The 16,863-nt window shown below is 64.8% G+C and carries 14 protein-coding genes; 4 read left to right on the top strand and 10 right to left on the bottom strand.

All coding sequences use genetic code 11. The annotated features are described in order from the left end of the window. Positions 1–104 precede the first annotated feature (104 nt). Both Q0030_RS34505 and Q0030_RS34510 read left to right on the top strand, forming a co-directional pair. Positions 105–1,175 (top strand): alcohol dehydrogenase, encoded by a 1,071-nt coding sequence (locus Q0030_RS34505; protein WP_298377672.1) that lies wholly within the window; start codon positions 105–107, stop codon positions 1,173–1,175. 134 nt (positions 1,176–1,309) lie between these two features. Then, positions 1,310–2,392, top strand: coding sequence for an isocitrate/isopropylmalate dehydrogenase family protein (locus Q0030_RS34510; protein WP_298377675.1), 1,083 nt, complete (start codon positions 1,310–1,312; stop codon positions 2,390–2,392). Positions 2,393–2,444: 52 nt separating this feature from the next. On the opposite strand, the gene Q0030_RS34515 is transcribed toward Q0030_RS34510, so the two are convergent. The 4 genes from Q0030_RS34515 to Q0030_RS34530 are packed head-to-tail and all read right to left on the bottom strand — an operon-like array spanning position 2,445 to position 6,709. After that, entirely contained in the window at positions 2,445–3,692 is a 1,248-nt protein-coding gene (locus tag Q0030_RS34515) for a hypothetical protein (RefSeq protein ID WP_298377678.1), read from the bottom strand. 11 nt (positions 3,693–3,703) lie between these two features. Next, positions 3,704–4,021, bottom strand: coding sequence for an acyl carrier protein (locus Q0030_RS34520; protein WP_298377680.1), 318 nt, complete (start codon positions 4,019–4,021; stop codon positions 3,704–3,706). Beyond that, positions 4,018–5,625, bottom strand: a complete 1,608-nt coding sequence (locus tag Q0030_RS34525) for an amino acid adenylation domain-containing protein (protein ID WP_298377683.1) — start codon at positions 5,623–5,625, stop codon at positions 4,018–4,020. The genes Q0030_RS34520 and Q0030_RS34525 overlap by 4 nt, the downstream gene beginning before the upstream one ends. Positions 5,626–5,641: 16 nt before the next feature. Then, a complete protein-coding gene (locus Q0030_RS34530; protein WP_298377686.1) occupies positions 5,642–6,709 on the bottom strand; it encodes an LLM class flavin-dependent oxidoreductase in 1,068 nt (355 codons plus the stop codon). A gap of 251 nt (positions 6,710–6,960) precedes the next feature. Here Q0030_RS34530 and Q0030_RS34535 point away from each other — a divergent pair, with 251 nt between their 5' ends. Continuing rightward, on the top strand, positions 6,961–8,727 hold the full coding sequence (locus Q0030_RS34535) for a carbamoyltransferase C-terminal domain-containing protein (protein WP_298377689.1): 1,767 nt from the start codon (positions 6,961–6,963) through the stop codon (positions 8,725–8,727). Positions 8,728–8,829: 102 nt separating this feature from the next. Here the strand turns inward: Q0030_RS34535 and Q0030_RS34540 are convergent, their stop codons facing one another. From Q0030_RS34540 to Q0030_RS34550, 3 genes are all read right to left on the bottom strand, one after another. Beyond that, a complete protein-coding gene (locus Q0030_RS34540; RefSeq protein WP_298377692.1) occupies positions 8,830–9,156 on the bottom strand; it encodes a hypothetical protein in 327 nt (108 codons plus the stop codon). Between the two features lie 222 nt (positions 9,157–9,378). Continuing rightward, complete coding sequence (locus tag Q0030_RS34545; RefSeq protein WP_298377694.1) at positions 9,379–10,710, bottom strand: L,D-transpeptidase family protein; 1,332 nt, start codon at positions 10,708–10,710, stop codon at positions 9,379–9,381. A gap of 439 nt (positions 10,711–11,149) precedes the next feature. Continuing rightward, positions 11,150–11,545, bottom strand: coding sequence for a helix-turn-helix transcriptional regulator (locus tag Q0030_RS34550; protein ID WP_094194089.1), 396 nt, complete (start codon positions 11,543–11,545; stop codon positions 11,150–11,152). Between the two features lie 568 nt (positions 11,546–12,113). Here Q0030_RS34550 and Q0030_RS34555 point away from each other — a divergent pair. Further along, positions 12,114–12,425, top strand: coding sequence for a hypothetical protein (locus Q0030_RS34555; RefSeq protein WP_298377702.1), 312 nt, complete (start codon positions 12,114–12,116; stop codon positions 12,423–12,425). Between the two features lie 50 nt (positions 12,426–12,475). Here Q0030_RS34555 and Q0030_RS34560 read toward each other — a convergent pair whose 3' ends face one another. From Q0030_RS34560 to Q0030_RS34570, 3 genes are all read right to left on the bottom strand, one after another. Next, a complete protein-coding gene (locus tag Q0030_RS34560; protein ID WP_298377705.1) occupies positions 12,476–13,795 on the bottom strand; it encodes a dicarboxylate/amino acid:cation symporter in 1,320 nt (439 codons plus the stop codon). 101 nt (positions 13,796–13,896) lie between these two features. Beyond that, entirely contained in the window at positions 13,897–15,405 is a 1,509-nt protein-coding gene (locus tag Q0030_RS34565) for a sensor histidine kinase (protein WP_298377708.1), read from the bottom strand. Between the two features lie 126 nt (positions 15,406–15,531). Then, the gene (locus Q0030_RS34570; protein ID WP_298377711.1) at positions 15,532–16,806 is read right to left on the bottom strand and encodes a serine hydrolase domain-containing protein; all 1,275 of its coding nucleotides are present in this window, start codon (positions 16,804–16,806) and stop codon (positions 15,532–15,534) included. Between the last annotated feature and the right edge of the window lie 57 nt (positions 16,807–16,863).

The following is a 16,863-nucleotide window of genomic DNA, read 5'->3' on the forward strand; positions in this document are numbered from 1 at the left end:
CGCGCTGCATGGCGGCTTGCTCGAAAATGGGGGCTTGAGCGTTTGTCCCGGGCGGGCAGGCGTGGCAAGGTCCGCCGCAAGAACAAAGCTTCGGGAGAACAGCGATGAAGAGTTTCCAGGTCGTCGATTTCAATGCCCCCTTGAAAGAGGTCGATCAACCGACGCCGCAGCCGTCGGGTACGCAGGTGCTGATCAAGGTCAAGGCCGCCGGCGTCTGCCACAGCGACCTGCACATCTGGGAGGGCGGCTATGATCTCGGCCATGGCCGCAAACCGCTGTCGCTGAAGGACCGCGGCGTCTCGCTGCCGCGCACAATGGGCCATGAGACGGTCGGCGAAATCGTCGCCTTCGGGCCCGACGTCAAGGACGCCGACAAGGGCGGCCTCAAGGTCGGGGACGTCACGCTGGCTTATCCGTGGCTCGGCTGCGGCAAATGCCCGACCTGCCTCGGCGGCGACGAGAACATGTGCGCGATCAAGCCGAATGCGCTCGGCGTCTACTGCGACGGCGGCTATGCCGATCACATGACGGTGCCGCATCCGAAATATCTGCTCAATCTCAAGGGGCTCGATCCGGTTACGGCGGCGCCTTACGCCTGCTCCGGCGTCACGACCTACAGCGCGCTGAAGAAGGTCGAGAAGGATCTCGACACGCCGATCGTGATCTTCGGCGCCGGCGGTCTCGGCCTGATGGCGCTCTCGCTGTTGAAGGCGATGGGCGGCAAGGGCGCGATCGTGGTCGATATCGATGCGAGGAAGCGCGAGGCGGCCGAGGCGGCCGGTGCTCTCGCCACCGTCGACGGCAAGGCGCCCGACGCGTTGGAGCAGCTCATCAAGAAGGCGGGGCAGCCGATCCGGGCCGCGATCGACCTGGTCGGCAATGCCCAGACCTCGCAGCTCGGCTTCGACTGCCTGACCAAAGGCGGCAAGCTCGTGATCGTCGGCCTGTTCGGCGGCGGCGCGACCTGGGCGCTGCCGCTGATCCCGATCAAGGCGGTCACCATCCAGGGCAGCTATGTCGGCAATCTGCGCGAGACGGAGGAACTGCTCGACCTCGTGCGGACCAAGAAGATTCCGGCGATCCCGGTCACGCCGATGCCGCTGGCAAAGGCGAACGAGGCGCTGACCAATCTGCAGAAGGGCCAGCTCGTCGGCCGCGCGGTGCTGACGCCGTAACGCGGCCCGGCCCATCCGTCATTGCGAGGAGCGAAGCGACGAAGCAATCCATATCTCCGCAAGCGGCGGCATGGATTGGTTCGCTTCGCTCGCAATGACGGGCACAATGCTTCCTGTCGACTCCGGAGATCCCCATGTCCGCCAACGACGCACTTCACATCGCAGTTCTCGGTGGCGATGGCATCGGTCCCGAGGTGATGGCGCCGGCGCTCGAAGTGCTGCGCAAGATCGAGGCGTCGTCCGGCCTCAAATTCCGCTTCACCGAGGCACCGGCCGGCGCTGGCCACTACAAGGAGACCGGCAAGTCGATGCCGGAGAGCACGGTGCGGCTGTGCGAGGAGGCCGACGCGATCCTGCTCGGCGCCTGCGGCCTGCCGTCGGTGCGCTACCCCGACAACACCGAGATCGCGCCGCAGATCGAGTTGCGGATGATCTTCGATCTCTATGCCGGCGTGCGGCCCGCGCGATTGATCCCGGGCGTGCCGAGCACGATCGTTGGCGCCGATCAGAAAGGCATCGACCTCGTCGTGATCAGGGAATCAACCGAGGGCCTGTTCGCCTCGATGGGCAAGGGCGTCGTCACCGACAGCGAGGCGCGCGAGACCATGGTGATCACGCGCCGGACCTCGGAGCGGCTGTTCGAGTTCTCGTTCCGGCTTGCCGAACGCCGCAAGGCGCGCGGCCGCGTCGGTGGCGGGCTGACCTGTGTCGACAAGGCGAACGTGTTCAAGGCGTTTGCATTCTTCCGGAGCATCTTCGACGAGACCGCGAAGCGTCATGCCGACGTCAGGGCCGATCACCTCTACATCGACGCGGCTGCGGCTGCGCTGGTGAAGCGCCCCTGGGACTTCGACGTCATGGTGACCGAGAACATGTTCGGCGACATCCTGTCCGACCTCACCGCCGGCCTGATCGGCGGCATGGGCATGGCGCCGTCGGCCGACATCGGCGACCGCTACGCGGTGTTTCAGCCGTGTCATGGCACGGCGCCCGACATCATGGGGCAGGGCAAGGCCAACCCGACTGCGATGATCCTGTCGGCTGCGATGATGCTGGACTGGCTCGCCGACAAGCACGGTCTGGAGAGCGCCGCTGAAGCTGCCGAAAGCATCGAGCGCGCCGTCGACAAGGTCTATGCCGGCGGCATCAAGCCGTTCGAGTTTGGCGGCAGCAACGGCACCGCCGACGTCGCGAAGGCTGTGCTGGCGGCGCTTTGACGGCGACGAGACCGAGCCCGCCTCGATTCGGCGCGCCGGCTGAGCGGAGCCGTCACGGCAGCAGCGTTGCGTCGCCGTCGAACGGGCCGGCGTACCAGGCGCTCTCGTCTTCGAGGGCGCGAGCCAGGCCTTCGTCCGTCGTCTTGTAGACGAGCGGATCGGTCGGGTAAGTCCTGACGTAGGGATTCCATCTCATCAGGACCTGTCGGATATGTCCGGGCACGCCGACCAGCTCGAAGAGATGATCGCCCGAAGCGACCGCGTTCGCATAGGCCGCTTCGAGCAGCGCCTCGGTCACGTCTGAGTCATCCTGCTCCACCAGGATGTCGGCGAGCATCGACCGTCGCAAACCTGTCTCGCGGTCGACCGCATGCAGCACGACAGCATACCCCGCCAAGCGCTGGAATCGATGGCAGCAGAGCACGGCAACCGTCGAAGAGCTCCCAGGGAGCGTGAAGTGCCACCTGAGGGAGGCGGGACTTCGGTCGGCCAGCAACCGAGGGGCCTCGCCCAATTTGCGTCGCCACAGCGCTTCGAATTCGTCCCCGATGTCCTTCACATCGATTTCCGTTACTTTGCCGGTCAGACGGCCCCGTGGTCCGCGGCGGAGCGAATCCAAACGCATGGCCGACGAGGCTAGGAAAGCTCCGACAGATTCCATTCCGCTCCCGACGTCGAACTTCGCTGCGAGCACCCGCGCGAACTGATGGACATCCAGGATCCAGAACAGGATCTTGTCGTAGTCGGGGTCAGGCAACGACCTCGCATGAAGGGCTTTTGATTGATTGACCACCGATGCTGTCGAGTGCGTGATGACAAGGAGATCGACATCTCGCTGCCGAAAGAACGAAGCCAGCAGGCCGATGCAGCGCGTGCGGTACGCCGGTTCGATCACCAAGCCAGCGGCTGTCGCGGCGAATATCGTTCGGCCTTCGAGCTGGTAGAGCACGGGAATATTTCCCTGGTACCCGACAATCCCATGCTCGGTCTCCAAGACCCACCCCATGCTGGGCCGCGATTTGGCGGCGGACATCGCGGGATTTTGTCGCCAGAGCCGATCCCAGTTCTCCGGGCTGTCTTTCGCAAGGCCCCCGCGTTCCTTCAGCCTCGCGACGCTTTCGAAATCCGCGAACCGGACCTCCCGCTGCTTCGCCGGCGCCAACGCGCTTCCGGAGAGCGTTGCCGCTTCGGCTTGAGCGGACGCAGGACGGCGCCGGCTTTTCAGGAGTCGGAGCAGGATATCGGCGGCGTGATACTTGGAGCGTGTCTGAATTTGCGCCGGCGCGCGGGTCTCCGCCATCAATCCCCTCCCTAGCCGAATGGCGGCGACGACCCGGTGGCCCCATCTCGCCACCGAGGCTGCGTCAATTGCTCGGACACGAACAGGCACAGGGGACCGATCAGCGTCATCTGTTCTGGATCGAGGTTCTCGAAATCGATCTCCCTGTCGAAGTGCTCGCCCGCCGCCATCATCATCTCGACGAAGGCGAGCGAATCGAGCGCCCCCGACAGCAGCAGGTCGTAATCATCGGGGAGATCGCGCAGCGGACGCTGCCCGCGGTCTTGGAGCTTCTGGTTGAGGAAGGCTCCGAAGAACGCGCGGACGTCATCCGTGGTCGGACCGCTCATGGGCTGTCTCCCAAGACCGCCGGCATGGCCTCGCGGTCGTATTTTCCGTTGGCGTTGCGCGGCAGCCGGCTGCGAACGTGCCATCGTCTCGGGACCATGTAGTCCGGCAGCCGGGCGGCGACCGCCGCGCGAAGCCGGTCGAGATCGACCGGCCTGCCTTCGATGAGCACTTCGATGCCGCCGTAGCCGCTCGACGTGATGGGCCAGCCGATCGCCACGACGCCGTCGATGCCCGAGGCCTCGCGCACCACGGCTTCGACCTCTCCGAGCTCCACCCTGTGGCCGAGGATCTTCACCTGCGAGTCCATGCGGCCGAGATGGGTCAGGGGACCATCGCCGGCGGGCCGGCGCACGCGGTCGCCGGTGCGGTAGAACATCTCCCGCCGTCCGGGCGGGACGACGAAGGCTGCGGCGGTCTTCTCGGGATCTTTCCAGTAGCCGAGCGACATCTGCGGACCGCTCATCAGCAGTTCGCCCTCCGCGCCCGGCCCGACCTCGTTCAGCTGCCCGTCGACGACGAGGACGCTCATTCCCGGGAACGGCGCGCCGATCGGCACGATGCCCATCTCCGCTTCGGCCGGCGTCCGCTTCGGATCCCACCGGTAGCCGGTGCACGCGATGGTCAGCTCGGTCGGTCCGTAGATGTTCTCGACGACGCTGTTCGGCGCGGCCATCGCCCAGGCCTCGACGCAGCTGACGGGCAGCGGCTCGCCGCAGAACAGGCTCAGCCTGAGCGAGGGAAACCCTCCCGGCTTCAGCAGGCCGGACTGCTTCATCAGCGCGACCATCGAGGGCACCGAGAACCAGACCGTCAATCCCTGCTCGCGGATGAACCGCCCCGGATTGATCAGCGCCTTCTGCGAGGGGCAGTACACGCAGGCGCCGCGTTCCCACGCCACGAACATGTCGGATGCCGACAGGTCGAACGTCATGTCGAACGTCTGCGAGACGACGTCTAGCTCCGTGATGGCGAAGCGATCCGCGGCATGGTCGACATAGGCTGCGACGTTGCGGTGTGCGACCATCACCCCTTTCGGAACCCCGGTGCTGCCGGAGGTGAACAGCAGATAGGCGATCGCGTCCGTGCGCGCGTCCGGCTCGCGCCAGTCGGCGTATCCTTCGAGATCGGCAGCTCCGACGATGATGTGCAAGGGCCATCGTCCGCGATAGGGGCCCGGGTCCTCGAGACAGGGCGCGATCACGAGCAGCGGTTCGTCCACGCCCGCCATGAGCGCGCCCATTTGCGGCAAGGATTCCGCGTCGACGATGATCGATCGGCACTCCGAACGGACGAGCATCGACCTGGTGCGCTCGACCGGGAAGGTGCGGTTCAGCGGCACGTAGCCGTTTCCGGCCAGAAGCGATCCGAGCACGCCGGCGAAGGCCGTCGCGCTGCGATGCGCGAACACGCCGGTCAGCGGCATCGACGCCCCTTCACGATGCGCCTGGATGCAGGCTGCGATGCGGACCGCGGCGTCGCGAAGCTGCCGATACGACAGCGACGTACCCTGCGCGACGACAGCAGGACGGCCGGGAAACAATTTCGCCGAGCGCAGGAAGCCCGTCCACAATCCCCGCCGTGATCCGTCCGCGCGCAACTCCATCGAACGATCGCCTAGACTAGCCTGCGAGGCCCTGACGCGCCGGATCGCGAAGCGCTGATGACTTCAGACGCCGGGCCTTCGTCAGCGCCTGTCCGAAGACCTCGCCCGTATGGACCAGTTCCTCGCGGGTGGGTGGAATGTCCAGGATGAACGTCCCGTAGCCGGCCGCGGCGTAGCGCGCGAGTTCGTCGGAGACGACCCCGTAGTCGCCGACCAAATACGGGCAGAAGGTCTTGTAGTTTTCGAATGGCACCAGCCAATAGGGTGTCTCCTCGGTGGCCGTCTCGGCTGCGAGATCTGACATCTGCTTGTGCCACGCCGAATCCGAGACCTTCATGGCCAGCTTGTGCGCCAGCTGCCCCTTCTTGTCGGTCGGGAAGCGTTCGTGCGCGACCCGCCAGGCCTCCTCGGCGTTCGCGCGGGCGATGATGCCGACGCGCACACCCGACCCGACGCAGTCGGCGTCGGCCTGCCCGTACTCTGCGGCCGGCTTGGGATACTTCACCGGTGTTGCGCCCAGCGCCTTGGCGGCAGCGAGCCCCGCTTCCGAGGAGCCAGACACGAATACGCCGGGCAGCAACTCCTGCGGCAGCGGTGGCGTCATCCTCAGATTCCGCACGGCATGGAATTCCCCTTCGAGCGTCACCGGCTCGGCGTTCTCCAGCAGCAGCTTGATGATGGCGGTGTATTCGACGAGCCTCGCGTACCGCTTGTCGTGCGCCGTCGCGTCGCCGAGCGCCGCAAGCTCGGTCGTGTAGCCACCCGCGACCATGTTCAAATAGAGCCGGCGTCCGTACATATGCGCAAACGAGCTCACCATCTTGGCGACGCTGTACGGATGCATGTAGACCGGCTGCACTGCCACCAGCGGACAGAGTTCCGTGGTGCTCTGCAGGATCACCTGCGAGACGAGCCAGGGATCGACCAGGGAGTTTTCCGTATAGACCAGGATTCCCTTGCAGCCCGCCTCTTCGCTCCAGCGGGCGACGGCCTTCACCCGTTCGACATAGTCCGCCGCCTGCACCGCGCCGGATTGCGGGCACGTGCTGAAAACGTCGAACCGAATGTCGGAAAACGTATCCATCATCCACCTCCATCCAAAAGGCGTCGAAACGCCATGGCTGGTGGAGAACCGGGTCATGGTAGCAGATGCGTTCGTGAGCTCCCCCGACGCAAAGGTGGTACTCCGTCAAGCGATGGGAACGGATGCCCGGCCGACTATTCAGGGGCGGCGCACTGCACTTTTGCGGAGCTTGATTTCCGCCGCCTCTCTGCAACGATGCCGCGGCACCTGCTCGATTTTCGCTTGGGCGCGATCCGTCCAGGGGGTGTTGAATGGCGAAAGTAATCGGCATCAGTGGATTCGAGAGCTCGATCCCCTTCAAGAGGAAGCACTGGCCGGGCCTGGAGGAGCGCGAATATCGGATCTCACAAGGCCACGATTCCGCTGCGGTGCTGGTGGTCGACGGCAGGATCGTCGCCGGTGCCGCCGAAGAGCGCTTCAACCGCAAGAAGCACACCGGTGATTTCCCGATCGGCGCCATTAGCTACTGCCTGGAGACCGCTGGCCTGAAGCCATCCGACATCGACGTGATCTCTCACGGCTTCGACTATGCGCCCTACAAGGCAGCCTTCATGCTGGATCCGACCTCCGCCCGACAATACAGGGAGGTGTTCTCGCGCGAAAAACTGCTCGCGCAAGTCGATCAGCACCTGCCCGGATTTCCAGCCAGCAAGGTCCACCACGTCAACCATCATCTGTCCCACGCCGCCAGCGCCTACTACACCTCCGGTTGGGACGAATGCCTGGTGGTGATCCTCGACGGCATGGGCGAAGTCCAAGCCGTCACCGTCTATCACGCGCACGACAACGCGATCGACAAGCTCGCGGAAATCACCGCCCAGGATTCGATCGGCATCCTCTATTCCACGCTGACGCTGCATCTCGGCTTCGATTTCAACTCCGACGAATACAAGATCATGGGCCTCGCGCCCTACGGCGATCCCGCCCGCCGCCGTGCTTTCTTCGAACGGACTGTGGAGCTGCGCGACGACGGCCTGATCAGGATTCCTCTGCTCCGCCTCAATATCGAGCGCCAGGATCGCGAAACCTACGGCGCGACGCGACGCCATCTCGGCGAGCATCTGATCCCGGCTCGCGCGCCCGACGGCGACGTCACCGACGACCATCGCGACGTCGCCGCAGCGCTGCAGGAATGCCTCGACAGCGTCATGCTCCACATCTGCGGCCATTTCGGCCGCAGCACCGGCCTGCGCAGGCTCGCGATGGCGGGCGGCGTCGCGCTCAACTGCACCGCCAACGGCCGCCTGCTGCAGTCCGGCCTGTTCGACGAGATCTACGTTCAGCCGGCTGCAGGCGACGATGGCTCCGCGCTCGGCGCCGCGCTCTGGTCGGCATCGCGCGACAGTGGCGTGAAGAACGTCCGGATGCCGGTCCCCTTCCTCGGCCCCGCACCCACGCAAACCGAGATTTACAGGGCGCTGGCCGACACCGCCGGCCGCATCGAGATCACGCGCTTTGCTGATCTCGACGAGACCTGCGCGGTGGCGGCGAGACTGATCGCGGCCGGACGCGTGCTCGGCTGGTACCGCGGACGCATGGAGTTCGGTCCTCGCGCGCTCGGGCACCGGAGCATCCTGGCCGATCCCGGACATCCGGAGATGCGCGACCGCATCAACGCGATGGTCAAGATGCGCGAAGCCTTCCGCCCGTTTGCGCCGGCGGTCAGCCTCGAGCAGGTGCATGACTGGTTCGAGGTGCCGGAGGGGCTCGAGCTTCCCTACATGATCATGACCGCCGACGTGCGCCCGGAGCATCGCTCCGCGCTGCCGGCGATCACGCATGTCAACGGCTCGGCCCGCGTGCAGACGGTCAGCGTCAGGGACAATCCGGAATTCCACGCACTGCTGCGGGCGGTCGGCCGGGCGACCGGCCGCGAAATGGTGCTGAACACGAGCTTCAACGTGAAGGGGCAGCCGATCGTCAACACCCCGCGCGAAGCCATCGACACCTTCCTCGGCACCGGCATCGAGTATCTCTTCCTCGAGAACGTGCTCGTCCGCCGCGTGGGACAGACGTAGCCGGCACTGGCCGCCCGGCGACGGAGACGCTGGCAGCACCTTGTATTCTTGTCGTGCTCTGGCGCGAAAAAGGTGAGGGGGCCAAAGCCCCCTCGCTGATGATTAGCGGCGGTGTCCGCCGTGATGTCCGCCGCCGTGATGGCCGCCACCATGATGCCCGCCGTGATGACGGTGCCCGTGATGATGGTGGCGGGGGTAGTAGTGCGGACGATGATGCCATCCGTGATGGCGCGGTGCGTAGCCGTAGCCCGGTTGCCAGTAGCAGCGGCCCCAGCGATCGCAGACCTGGCGCACCTTGTCGACATTGGACGTTTCGCCTGCGATGTGGCTGGCCTGCGGAAGCCCGTTCGGCATCGCCGATGCCGCACCGGACATCAACGCTGCGCTTCCGAGCGCGGCCAGTCCAATAACGGCAAGCTTGATATTCATTGAGATCTCCTTGGTTGAAGCCTGAAAACGTCCATGCGGCCGCTTCGTTGCTGCGACAAAAAAGCCAGGCAGATGCACTCGGTTCCGGCGATGCCGGTTCAACGCAGGAAATACGGGAGTTGTGAGGTCGCTCCATGCGCGGGCGACAATTGGCCGCGCGACAGAATGGCGAGGCGCAAACAAAACGTGATGACCTTTGGCGGCGCTTCGCGGAAAAGTGCTCTACTGCGCGGTCGGCCGATGTTCGGCGGCCTTGTTGAAGAAGGCAGCTTCCTCGGCGGTGGCTTCGAGGAGTTGCTGGTCCTGGTCGTAGACGTCGTTGCGGAACTGGACGGTCCGGTCCTTCGTCATCCACGCCGTGAGGTAGATCCAGGCCACCGGCACCTTCTTCAGCATGCGGACGTCCTGGCGTTGTCCTGTGGCGATCGCGGCATCGATGGCAGCGCGGGTCCACTGCGGCTGGTCTTTCAGCAGCCATGCCGCGAGATCGCGGACATTGTCGACGCGCGAGCAGCCATGCGAATCGAAGCGATAGTCGTCGTTGAACAGGCTGTGCTGATTGGTGTCGTGCATGTAGACCGAATAGGAATTCGGCATGTCGATCTTGACCGCGCCGAGCGCATTCCATGCGCCGCTCTGCTGACGCACCGTGATATTCGGCGCGTGATCGCCCGACCAGTCGACCGAACGCGGATCGATCGGGTTGTCGTGGGCGTCGAGCACGTCCATGTGCATGCGCGACAGGTAGGCCGGATCCTTGCGCATATGGGCCGCGATCTCCGTCTTCGTGATCGATGACGGCACCGTCCAGGTCGGATTGAGAATGACGTCGGTGATCTCGGACGTCAGCGTCGGCGAGGGTTTCTCGGTCTTGCCGACGATCACGCGGTAGCGCCGCACGACCTTGTCGTCCTCGACGGCCTCGGCGAAGGTGGCGGGAATGTTGACGACGACATAGCGCTGCCCGAACTGGAAATCCATCTGGTCAAGCCGCTCCAGCGAGGCCTCGAGCTGCTTGATCCGCTTCTGCACGGGAACGTTGAGTGCAGCCAGCGTCCGCGGCGTCACCGAGCCGGTCGCCGCGAGCCCGTGGCGTGTCTGGAAGCGCTTCACCGCGTCGGCCACGACTTCATCATAGGAGCCGGTGGCCTTGTCGGCGGCAAGGTCGCCAGTGATGATCAGACGGTTGCGCAGCAGATCGTCATGGGCGCCCTGGACGCCCAACGCAAATTTCGCGTCCGTGGGGATCGTGGGCCAACCGCCGCGGGCGGCGAGATCGGAATAGCTCTTCACCACGTCGCGAATGCGTTGTGCGCTGCCCTGGTCGTAGGTCGGCTCGCGCGACAGCGCGAGCGCGGCAGCCGATCGCGTTTCCGCGACCGAGGCCGACGCGGCCGGCTTGGCCTGGCTTGGCTGGGTGGCCGCCGGTGCCGCAGCCGGCAGGGCATGATGAGGCGGGACTGCCGCAGTCGGGCCGGGCGCGCCGGTGGTTTGGGCGAATGCCGGTAGGGCCGCAAGCATCGTGGCTACGACGACGAGAGTCACTCTCTGCATATCTCGATTCTCCGGACTGCGTCGCTTGCGCGAAAAATCGGAAGGCACGGCCCCGGCCGCACGAATGGAGGAGGGCGGCGCGTTCGTTCGAAGGTGATGATCTATCCCGAGACCGTTGCGTCTTGATTAAGTTTTGGTTGCGGTCGGAACATTACCGTGACCGTCGTGCCGGCCCAGGGCGGTCGCCATCGTTGGCATCGCGGCCGCTCGACCTTGTGGCGTACATCAACGCGGAGATCGCTCGCTCGTTGTGCCGAAGCCGGGGCACGGACCTTGCAGCGCCGACCGGTCAAAGAAAAAGCGCTGCCATCGCCGATGGCAGCGCTTCGATATCTTCCCGGTCCGACCGGCGCGTGGCGATCCCAATGACCGGTCGCGGCCGATCCGCTCGCCCTGGTCGATCGCGTTCGCGGTATCGCGATCGTACCTGTGCTAGCGTTCAGTCTTCGTTGGCGGCGATCGATTCCATCAGCGACACCAGTTGGCGCTGTACGGTCTGATCCTTGATCTTGCTGTAGGCGCGCAACAACCGGAGGCTGAACGCGCTGTCGAGGAACAACAGGCTCTCGACTTCGCGGGCCTTGTTGTCGCCGTCGTAGAAGAAGGTCACCGGCACGTCCAGCGCGCTCGCGATCTGCTGAAGGCGGGCGGCGCCGACACGGTTCACGCCCTTCTCGTACTTCTGAACCTGCTGAAAGCTGACGCCCAGCTTGTCGCCGAGTTCCGCCTGCGAGATCTTCTGCTCCACACGGCGCAGACGAATCCGCTTGCCCAACTCAATGTCCGGCTTGCCGGCGCTGCGCTGCTTCATCTTCTTTGCTGCTGATCTGTTCATTCTCGTGACCCGTCCTTCAAATCGAGAATCCCTGGCCCGGTCGGGTCAGGGACACGTTCATGATGTACCGCGTTAAGCTCGAGTGGATCGTCAGTTCGTCTGAACGACGAAATCCAAGAAGATCGCGGGATGGTATCCAAACGCACTTGCGCATTGGAAGCACCCAAGTACCGACTCGGTCGACTACCTGAAGTCGACCGTGCCAAGGTGTCTGTCGACACCCCGCCCTCTACATTTGGCAAAATATTGACCAAACCACAACTAGCGCGAGTTTGATCGACACAGATTTTGCGCGCATGCTTACTGGGCGGCATTGCACTCGCCCGTAGTTCTACGGGCAGCCAATATTGTACGAGCGTCCTAGTATGGATGCAACCCCAGCTAGTGCATCCTGAGGTCGCGGCGACGGTCTGCGGTTGCTTGACTGAATCGTCGCCAATGCGAAAAGTTTGACGTAAGTCCAAGTCAGGCTTTCGGAATGTTGCTGGACAATTGCCTAAAAGTTCTGAATCATCGGGAACAATTGTGCGCCTACGGAAAGCCGGCGAACTCTGGCAGGAGAGGCCAAATGAAGCGGAAGAGGGGAACACCTCGACTCTACCTCGCGGCTTCGGGAGTGGAAGATATGCCGGTCGCAAATACGGAAGAACGGTTGCTGGCGCTGCTGGCGACCTTGGAAGAATGTCAGGCATTTCTGACTGACCGGGCGAACACGGAGACGGCGCGGCTGTTGTCCCTTGCCATCCTCGAGCTCCGGATGGAGCTGCACAAGGTGACGGATTCCGAGTTGAAGGCGCTGTGTGACCTGATCGCGTCGGACGAGCCGGTGCAGGAACCGGCGACCAGGCAGTTGCCGCCGTATCTGCGGCTGATCAAGTAAGCCGGCGCCCGCGCCATGCGCGGGACGCCGCAGGCCCGGTGCCGCGTGGCTCAGCCCGCGGTCACGTCGACCGCCTCTGTGCCCTCGAGCACGCGACGGGCCTTGTCTCGATCCAGGTCACCTTCCCATGCCGCGACCACGACGGTGGCGACGCAGTTGCCGATCAGATTGCCGACCGCGCGCGCCATGCCGATGAACCAGTCAACCGAGAGCACCAGCACGAGGCCGATCGCCGGGATGCTTGGCACCGCGTTGAGCGTCGCCGCCAGGATGACGATCGCCGAGCCCGGCACGCCGTGCGCGCCCTTCGAGGTGATCAGCGACACGCCGAGCACCAGCAGCAGGTCGCCGAACGACAGCGGTGTGTTGGTCGCCTGCGCGATGAAGACGACCGCCAGCGTCAGGTAGATCGAGAACGCATCGAGGTTGAACGAATAGCCAGTCGGAATCACGAGGCCGACCACCGAATCCTTGACGCCGAAATGCTCCAGCTTGCGCATCACCTGCGGCAGCACCGCGTCGGAGGATGCGGTGGCGACCACGATCATCAGCTCCTCGCGCAGGTAGCCGAGGAACTTGAGGATATTGATGCCGGCCAGCGCCATCACTCCGCCGAGCACACCGAGCACGAAGATCGCGACCGAGACGTAGAACAGCGCCACCAGCGACAGCAGCTGCTTCAGCGAGCCGACACCGTATTTGCCGACCGTGTAGGCGACGGCGCCGAGCACGCCGATCGGCGCGAAGCGCACGATCAGGCCCATGGCCCGGAACAGCACGGTCGAGACCGCGTCGATGAACGAGGAGATCTTCTCGCCCTTCTCGCCGCCGACCAGCGCCAGGCTGACGCCGAAGATGATGGCGAAGAACAGGACCTGCAGCACGTCGTTGCGCGACAGCGCGTCAAACGAGGTGGTCGGGATGATGTTGAGCAGGAAGCTGCCGATGCCTTCGCCCTTCAGCTTCTGCGCGTTGCTGGCATAGTTGCCGAGCGCCTTGGCATCCAGCGTCGAGGTATCGATGTTCATGCCGTGACCGGGCCCGAACAGGTAGGCCAGGATCAAGCCGACCACGAGCGCGACCGTCGTCATCGCCTCGAAATACACCAGCGCCTTGACGCCGACGCGTCCGACCTTCTTGAGGTCGCCGGCGCCCGCGATGCCGTGCACCACCACGCAGAACACGATCGGCGCCACGATCATCGAGATCAGCTTCAGGAAGGCATCGCTGAAGATCTTCAGCCCGATCGCGAAATCGGGCGCGGCCATGCCGATGATGATGCCGAGCAGCAGCGCGACGAGCACCTGCACGAACAGCGATGTGTAGAGCGGCTTGCGTGCAACCGTGGCTTCCGCTGCGATGGTCGACATGAACTCCCCCTGTTTTTGGCCGGTGTTCTTGCCGGCCGGTCCCGCCCCATCTTAGCAACTTGCGTGCCAAGATGTCGCAGGTTTGGGGGGCATTTGCCCGGTCAGTCGCCGGTTTCGAGCGTGCTGGTCACCGTGTAGACGACGCCGTGGGGCAGGAAATCCACCGTGGCCTCGCCGCCGAGCTGGTCGCGGGCGCTGCGCTCGATCAGCCGGGAACCGAAGCCGCGCTGCACCGGCGCCGCGACCGGTGGGCCGCCGGCCTCCGTCCAGATCATCCGGAGGTTCGGTCCGGAGCTCTCCCCGAGGATTTCCCAGTCCAGCGTCACCGTGCCGGTGTCGTTGGACAGCGCGCCATATTTGGCGGCGTTGGTCGCCATCTCGTGCAGGAGCATCGACAGCACCAAGGCGAGCCGGGGCGACAGCGGCACGCGCGGTCCGAACATCCTGACTCGTTCGGAGGCGTTCAGCAGATAGGGCCGCAGCACGCGGCTGATCACGTCCTGCAGGTCGGAGCCCTGCCATTTGTCGGTCGAGAGCAAATTGTGCGCCTCGGCGAGCGCGCCGAGCCGTCCCTCGAACTTGTCGCGCTCGGCGCGGCTCGCGCTGCGGAAGGTCTGCGTGGCGATCGATTGCAGGATCGCCAGCGTGTTCTTGACGCGGTGGTTGAGCTCCTCGATCAGCAGGTCGTGCAGCATCTCGCCGCGCGCGATCGTGGTCGCCATCCGCACCGCAAAGCCGAGGCCGACCAGGAGCAGGACGCCGCCGATCACGCTTGTGATCGCAAGCGAGCGCCACAGCGGCGCCACCAGCGAGTTCTCGGCGATGCCAGCGGCGACGGTCCAGCCGGTGACGCGCGATCGGGTGAAGCCCGTGATCAGCGCGACGCCTTCGAGCGAGACCGTCGGCAGTGTCGCCTCGCTGCGGCGGAACATCTCGGCAAACAACGTTGGCGAGGCGCGCTGCCCGATGGTCGCCTGCGGATTCGGCACGCGGGCGAGGTTGACGCCGTCGCCGTCGAAGATCGAGATGGTCCAGTCCTGGTTCAGGCGCTGCCGCTCGATCATGGCCTGGAAGACCTCGATCGGCGGGCTGAAGGAGATGTCGTAGAGCACTTCGCCGTCGCGGATCACCGGCACCTCGACGGTGATGATCAGTTGCTGCTTCACCTCGCCGAAGAACAGGTTGGAGTATTGCGGCTGCCGCGTCGTAAACACCTTCTCGACGATCTCGAGATTGTTGCGCGGCGGCAGGCTTGCGGTGTCCGGCGTCAGCGAGGAGAACGCCTGGCGTCCCCTGCGGTCCGCCACCAGCACCACGCCGTCCTTGCCGTACTGGTCGAGGAAGCCGGCCGCGACGCGGCGGAAATTGTCGAAGTCGCTGTCGCGCAGCGAGTTGGTCAGCGCCAGCACCTGCAGCCCGCCGGTCATGCGCTGCAATTCCGCATCGAGCAGCAGGCGGATGCTGCGCGCCGTCTCCAGCACGCGCTGTGTGGCCGCCTGACGATCCCGCTGGTAATTGTGGAAGACGATCCCGACCGCGAAAACGATCAGCGGCAACATCGTCCCCGCGACCAGAAGCGCGAGACGCACTGGCAATGTCAGTTTCGGCACGAAGTCCCCGGATCGGTGCCCATTTCGCTGTGAGCGGAGGGGAGGCGGGAAAGATCCGCCAAAGGAAATGACTGGCTATCTGAAAAATTCCGCGGCGCACACCGTGCGCCGCGGAAGAGCCCTTGGTCAGAGATTGCTCTCGGTGATCGCGGCGTAGACCATGGTGCGCAGCTCGCGGCGCAGCGGATAGGCGCTCGACGGCAGCACCTGGGTCATGAAGATCGTGATCAGCTCCTCGGCTGGATCGATGAAGAACGATGTCGTCGCGGCGCCGCCCCAGTTGAATTCGCCTGGGCTGCCCGCAATCAGGGTCTGCGCAGGGTGCATGGTGACGGCGAAGCCGAGGCCGAACCCGATGCCGTTATAGGCGGCTTCGGCGAACATCGAACGCGACATCGCCGGCAGGTCGACCCCGCCGGGGAGATGGTTGCTGGCCATCAGCTTCAGCGTCTTCGGACCGAGCAGCCGGACGCCGCCGAGCTCGCCGCCGTTGAGCAGCGCGCGGCAGAAGGTCAGATAGTCGGCCGCGGTCGAGCACAGCCCGCCACCGCCCGAGACCAGCGAGGGCGGCGACAGGAACGAGCTGGTGGTCGGATCGTCCTGCAGCGTCAGCGTGCCCTTGCGCTCGGCGGCGAGCGGGTTGAAGCCGCCCTGCGGGTCGGCGGAATAGCAGGCGGCAAAGCGGTGCGCCTTGTCGGCCGGCACGAAGAAGTCGGTGTCGTTCATGCCGAGCGGCTTGAAGATCCGCTCCTTCAGGAACTGCTCGAACGGCACCCCTGAAATCTTGCCGACGAGATAGCCGAGCACGTCGGTGGAGACCGAGTAATTCCAGGCTTCACCCGGCGAAAACTCCAGCGGGATCTTCGCCAGATCCTCGATCATGCTGTCGAGCGTGCCGGCCTTGATGACCTCGCCGATCTTCTTTTCGCGATAGGCCGCGTCGACATTGGAACGCTGCTGGAAGCCGTAGGTGAGGCCCGAGGTGTGGCGCAGCAGGTCGACGATCAGCATCGGCCGCGTTGGCGGGCGGGTCAGGAAGGCCGGCGCGGTGCCGGCAACGAACACGCCGAGGTTCTTCCATTCCGGAATGTATTTGGCGACCGGCTCGTCGAGCGCGACCTTGCCTTCCTCGACCAGCATCATGAAGGCCACCGAGGTGATCGGCTTGGTCATCGAATAGATGCGGAAGATGGTGTCGTCCTTGACCGGCACCTTGCGCTCGAGATCGGCAAAGCCCTGGACGGTGGAATGCACGATCTTGCCGCGGCGGTAGATCAAGAGCTGCGTGCCGGGAAAGCGGCCGGAATCGATGTAACGGCTCTTCAGATGCGCTTCGAGGCGGTTCAGCGCTGTGGTCGACATTCCCGCGGATTCGGGCGAGGCAGGCGTGGGGGCTAACATCAGGCGTTTCTCCGGCTTGCGAGGCAGACTTGATAGCCGAAAAGTGTCCCTTTCACC

This window comes from uncultured Bradyrhizobium sp. (assembly GCF_947648125.1).
Classification (GTDB): domain Bacteria; phylum Pseudomonadota; class Alphaproteobacteria; order Rhizobiales; family Xanthobacteraceae; genus Bradyrhizobium.

Bases quoted from the DNA above. Each gene is read 5' to 3' on its own strand.
- Q0030_RS34505 (WP_298377672.1), top strand. From the start codon at position 105: ATGAAGAGTTTCCAGGTCGTCGATTTCAATGCCCCCTTGAAAGAGGTC.
- Q0030_RS34510 (WP_298377675.1), top strand. From the start codon at position 1,310: ATGTCCGCCAACGACGCACTTCACATCGCAGTTCTCGGTGGCGATGGC.
- Q0030_RS34515 (WP_298377678.1), bottom strand. From the start codon at position 3,692: ATGGCGGAGACCCGCGCGCCGGCGCAAATTCAGACACGCTCCAAGTAT.
- Q0030_RS34520 (WP_298377680.1), bottom strand. From the start codon at position 4,021: ATGAGCGGTCCGACCACGGATGACGTCCGCGCGTTCTTCGGAGCCTTC.
- Q0030_RS34525 (WP_298377683.1), bottom strand. From the start codon at position 5,625: ATGGAGTTGCGCGCGGACGGATCACGGCGGGGATTGTGGACGGGCTTC.
- Q0030_RS34530 (WP_298377686.1), bottom strand. From the start codon at position 6,709: ATGGATACGTTTTCCGACATTCGGTTCGACGTTTTCAGCACGTGCCCG.
- Q0030_RS34535 (WP_298377689.1), top strand. From the start codon at position 6,961: ATGGCGAAAGTAATCGGCATCAGTGGATTCGAGAGCTCGATCCCCTTC.
- Q0030_RS34540 (WP_298377692.1), bottom strand. From the start codon at position 9,156: ATGAATATCAAGCTTGCCGTTATTGGACTGGCCGCGCTCGGAAGCGCA.
- Q0030_RS34545 (WP_298377694.1), bottom strand. From the start codon at position 10,710: ATGCAGAGAGTGACTCTCGTCGTCGTAGCCACGATGCTTGCGGCCCTA.
- Q0030_RS34550 (WP_094194089.1), bottom strand. From the start codon at position 11,545: ATGAACAGATCAGCAGCAAAGAAGATGAAGCAGCGCAGCGCCGGCAAG.
- Q0030_RS34555 (WP_298377702.1), top strand. From the start codon at position 12,114: ATGAAGCGGAAGAGGGGAACACCTCGACTCTACCTCGCGGCTTCGGGA.
- Q0030_RS34560 (WP_298377705.1), bottom strand. From the start codon at position 13,795: ATGTCGACCATCGCAGCGGAAGCCACGGTTGCACGCAAGCCGCTCTAC.
- Q0030_RS34570 (WP_298377711.1), bottom strand. From the start codon at position 16,806: ATGTTAGCCCCCACGCCTGCCTCGCCCGAATCCGCGGGAATGTCGACC.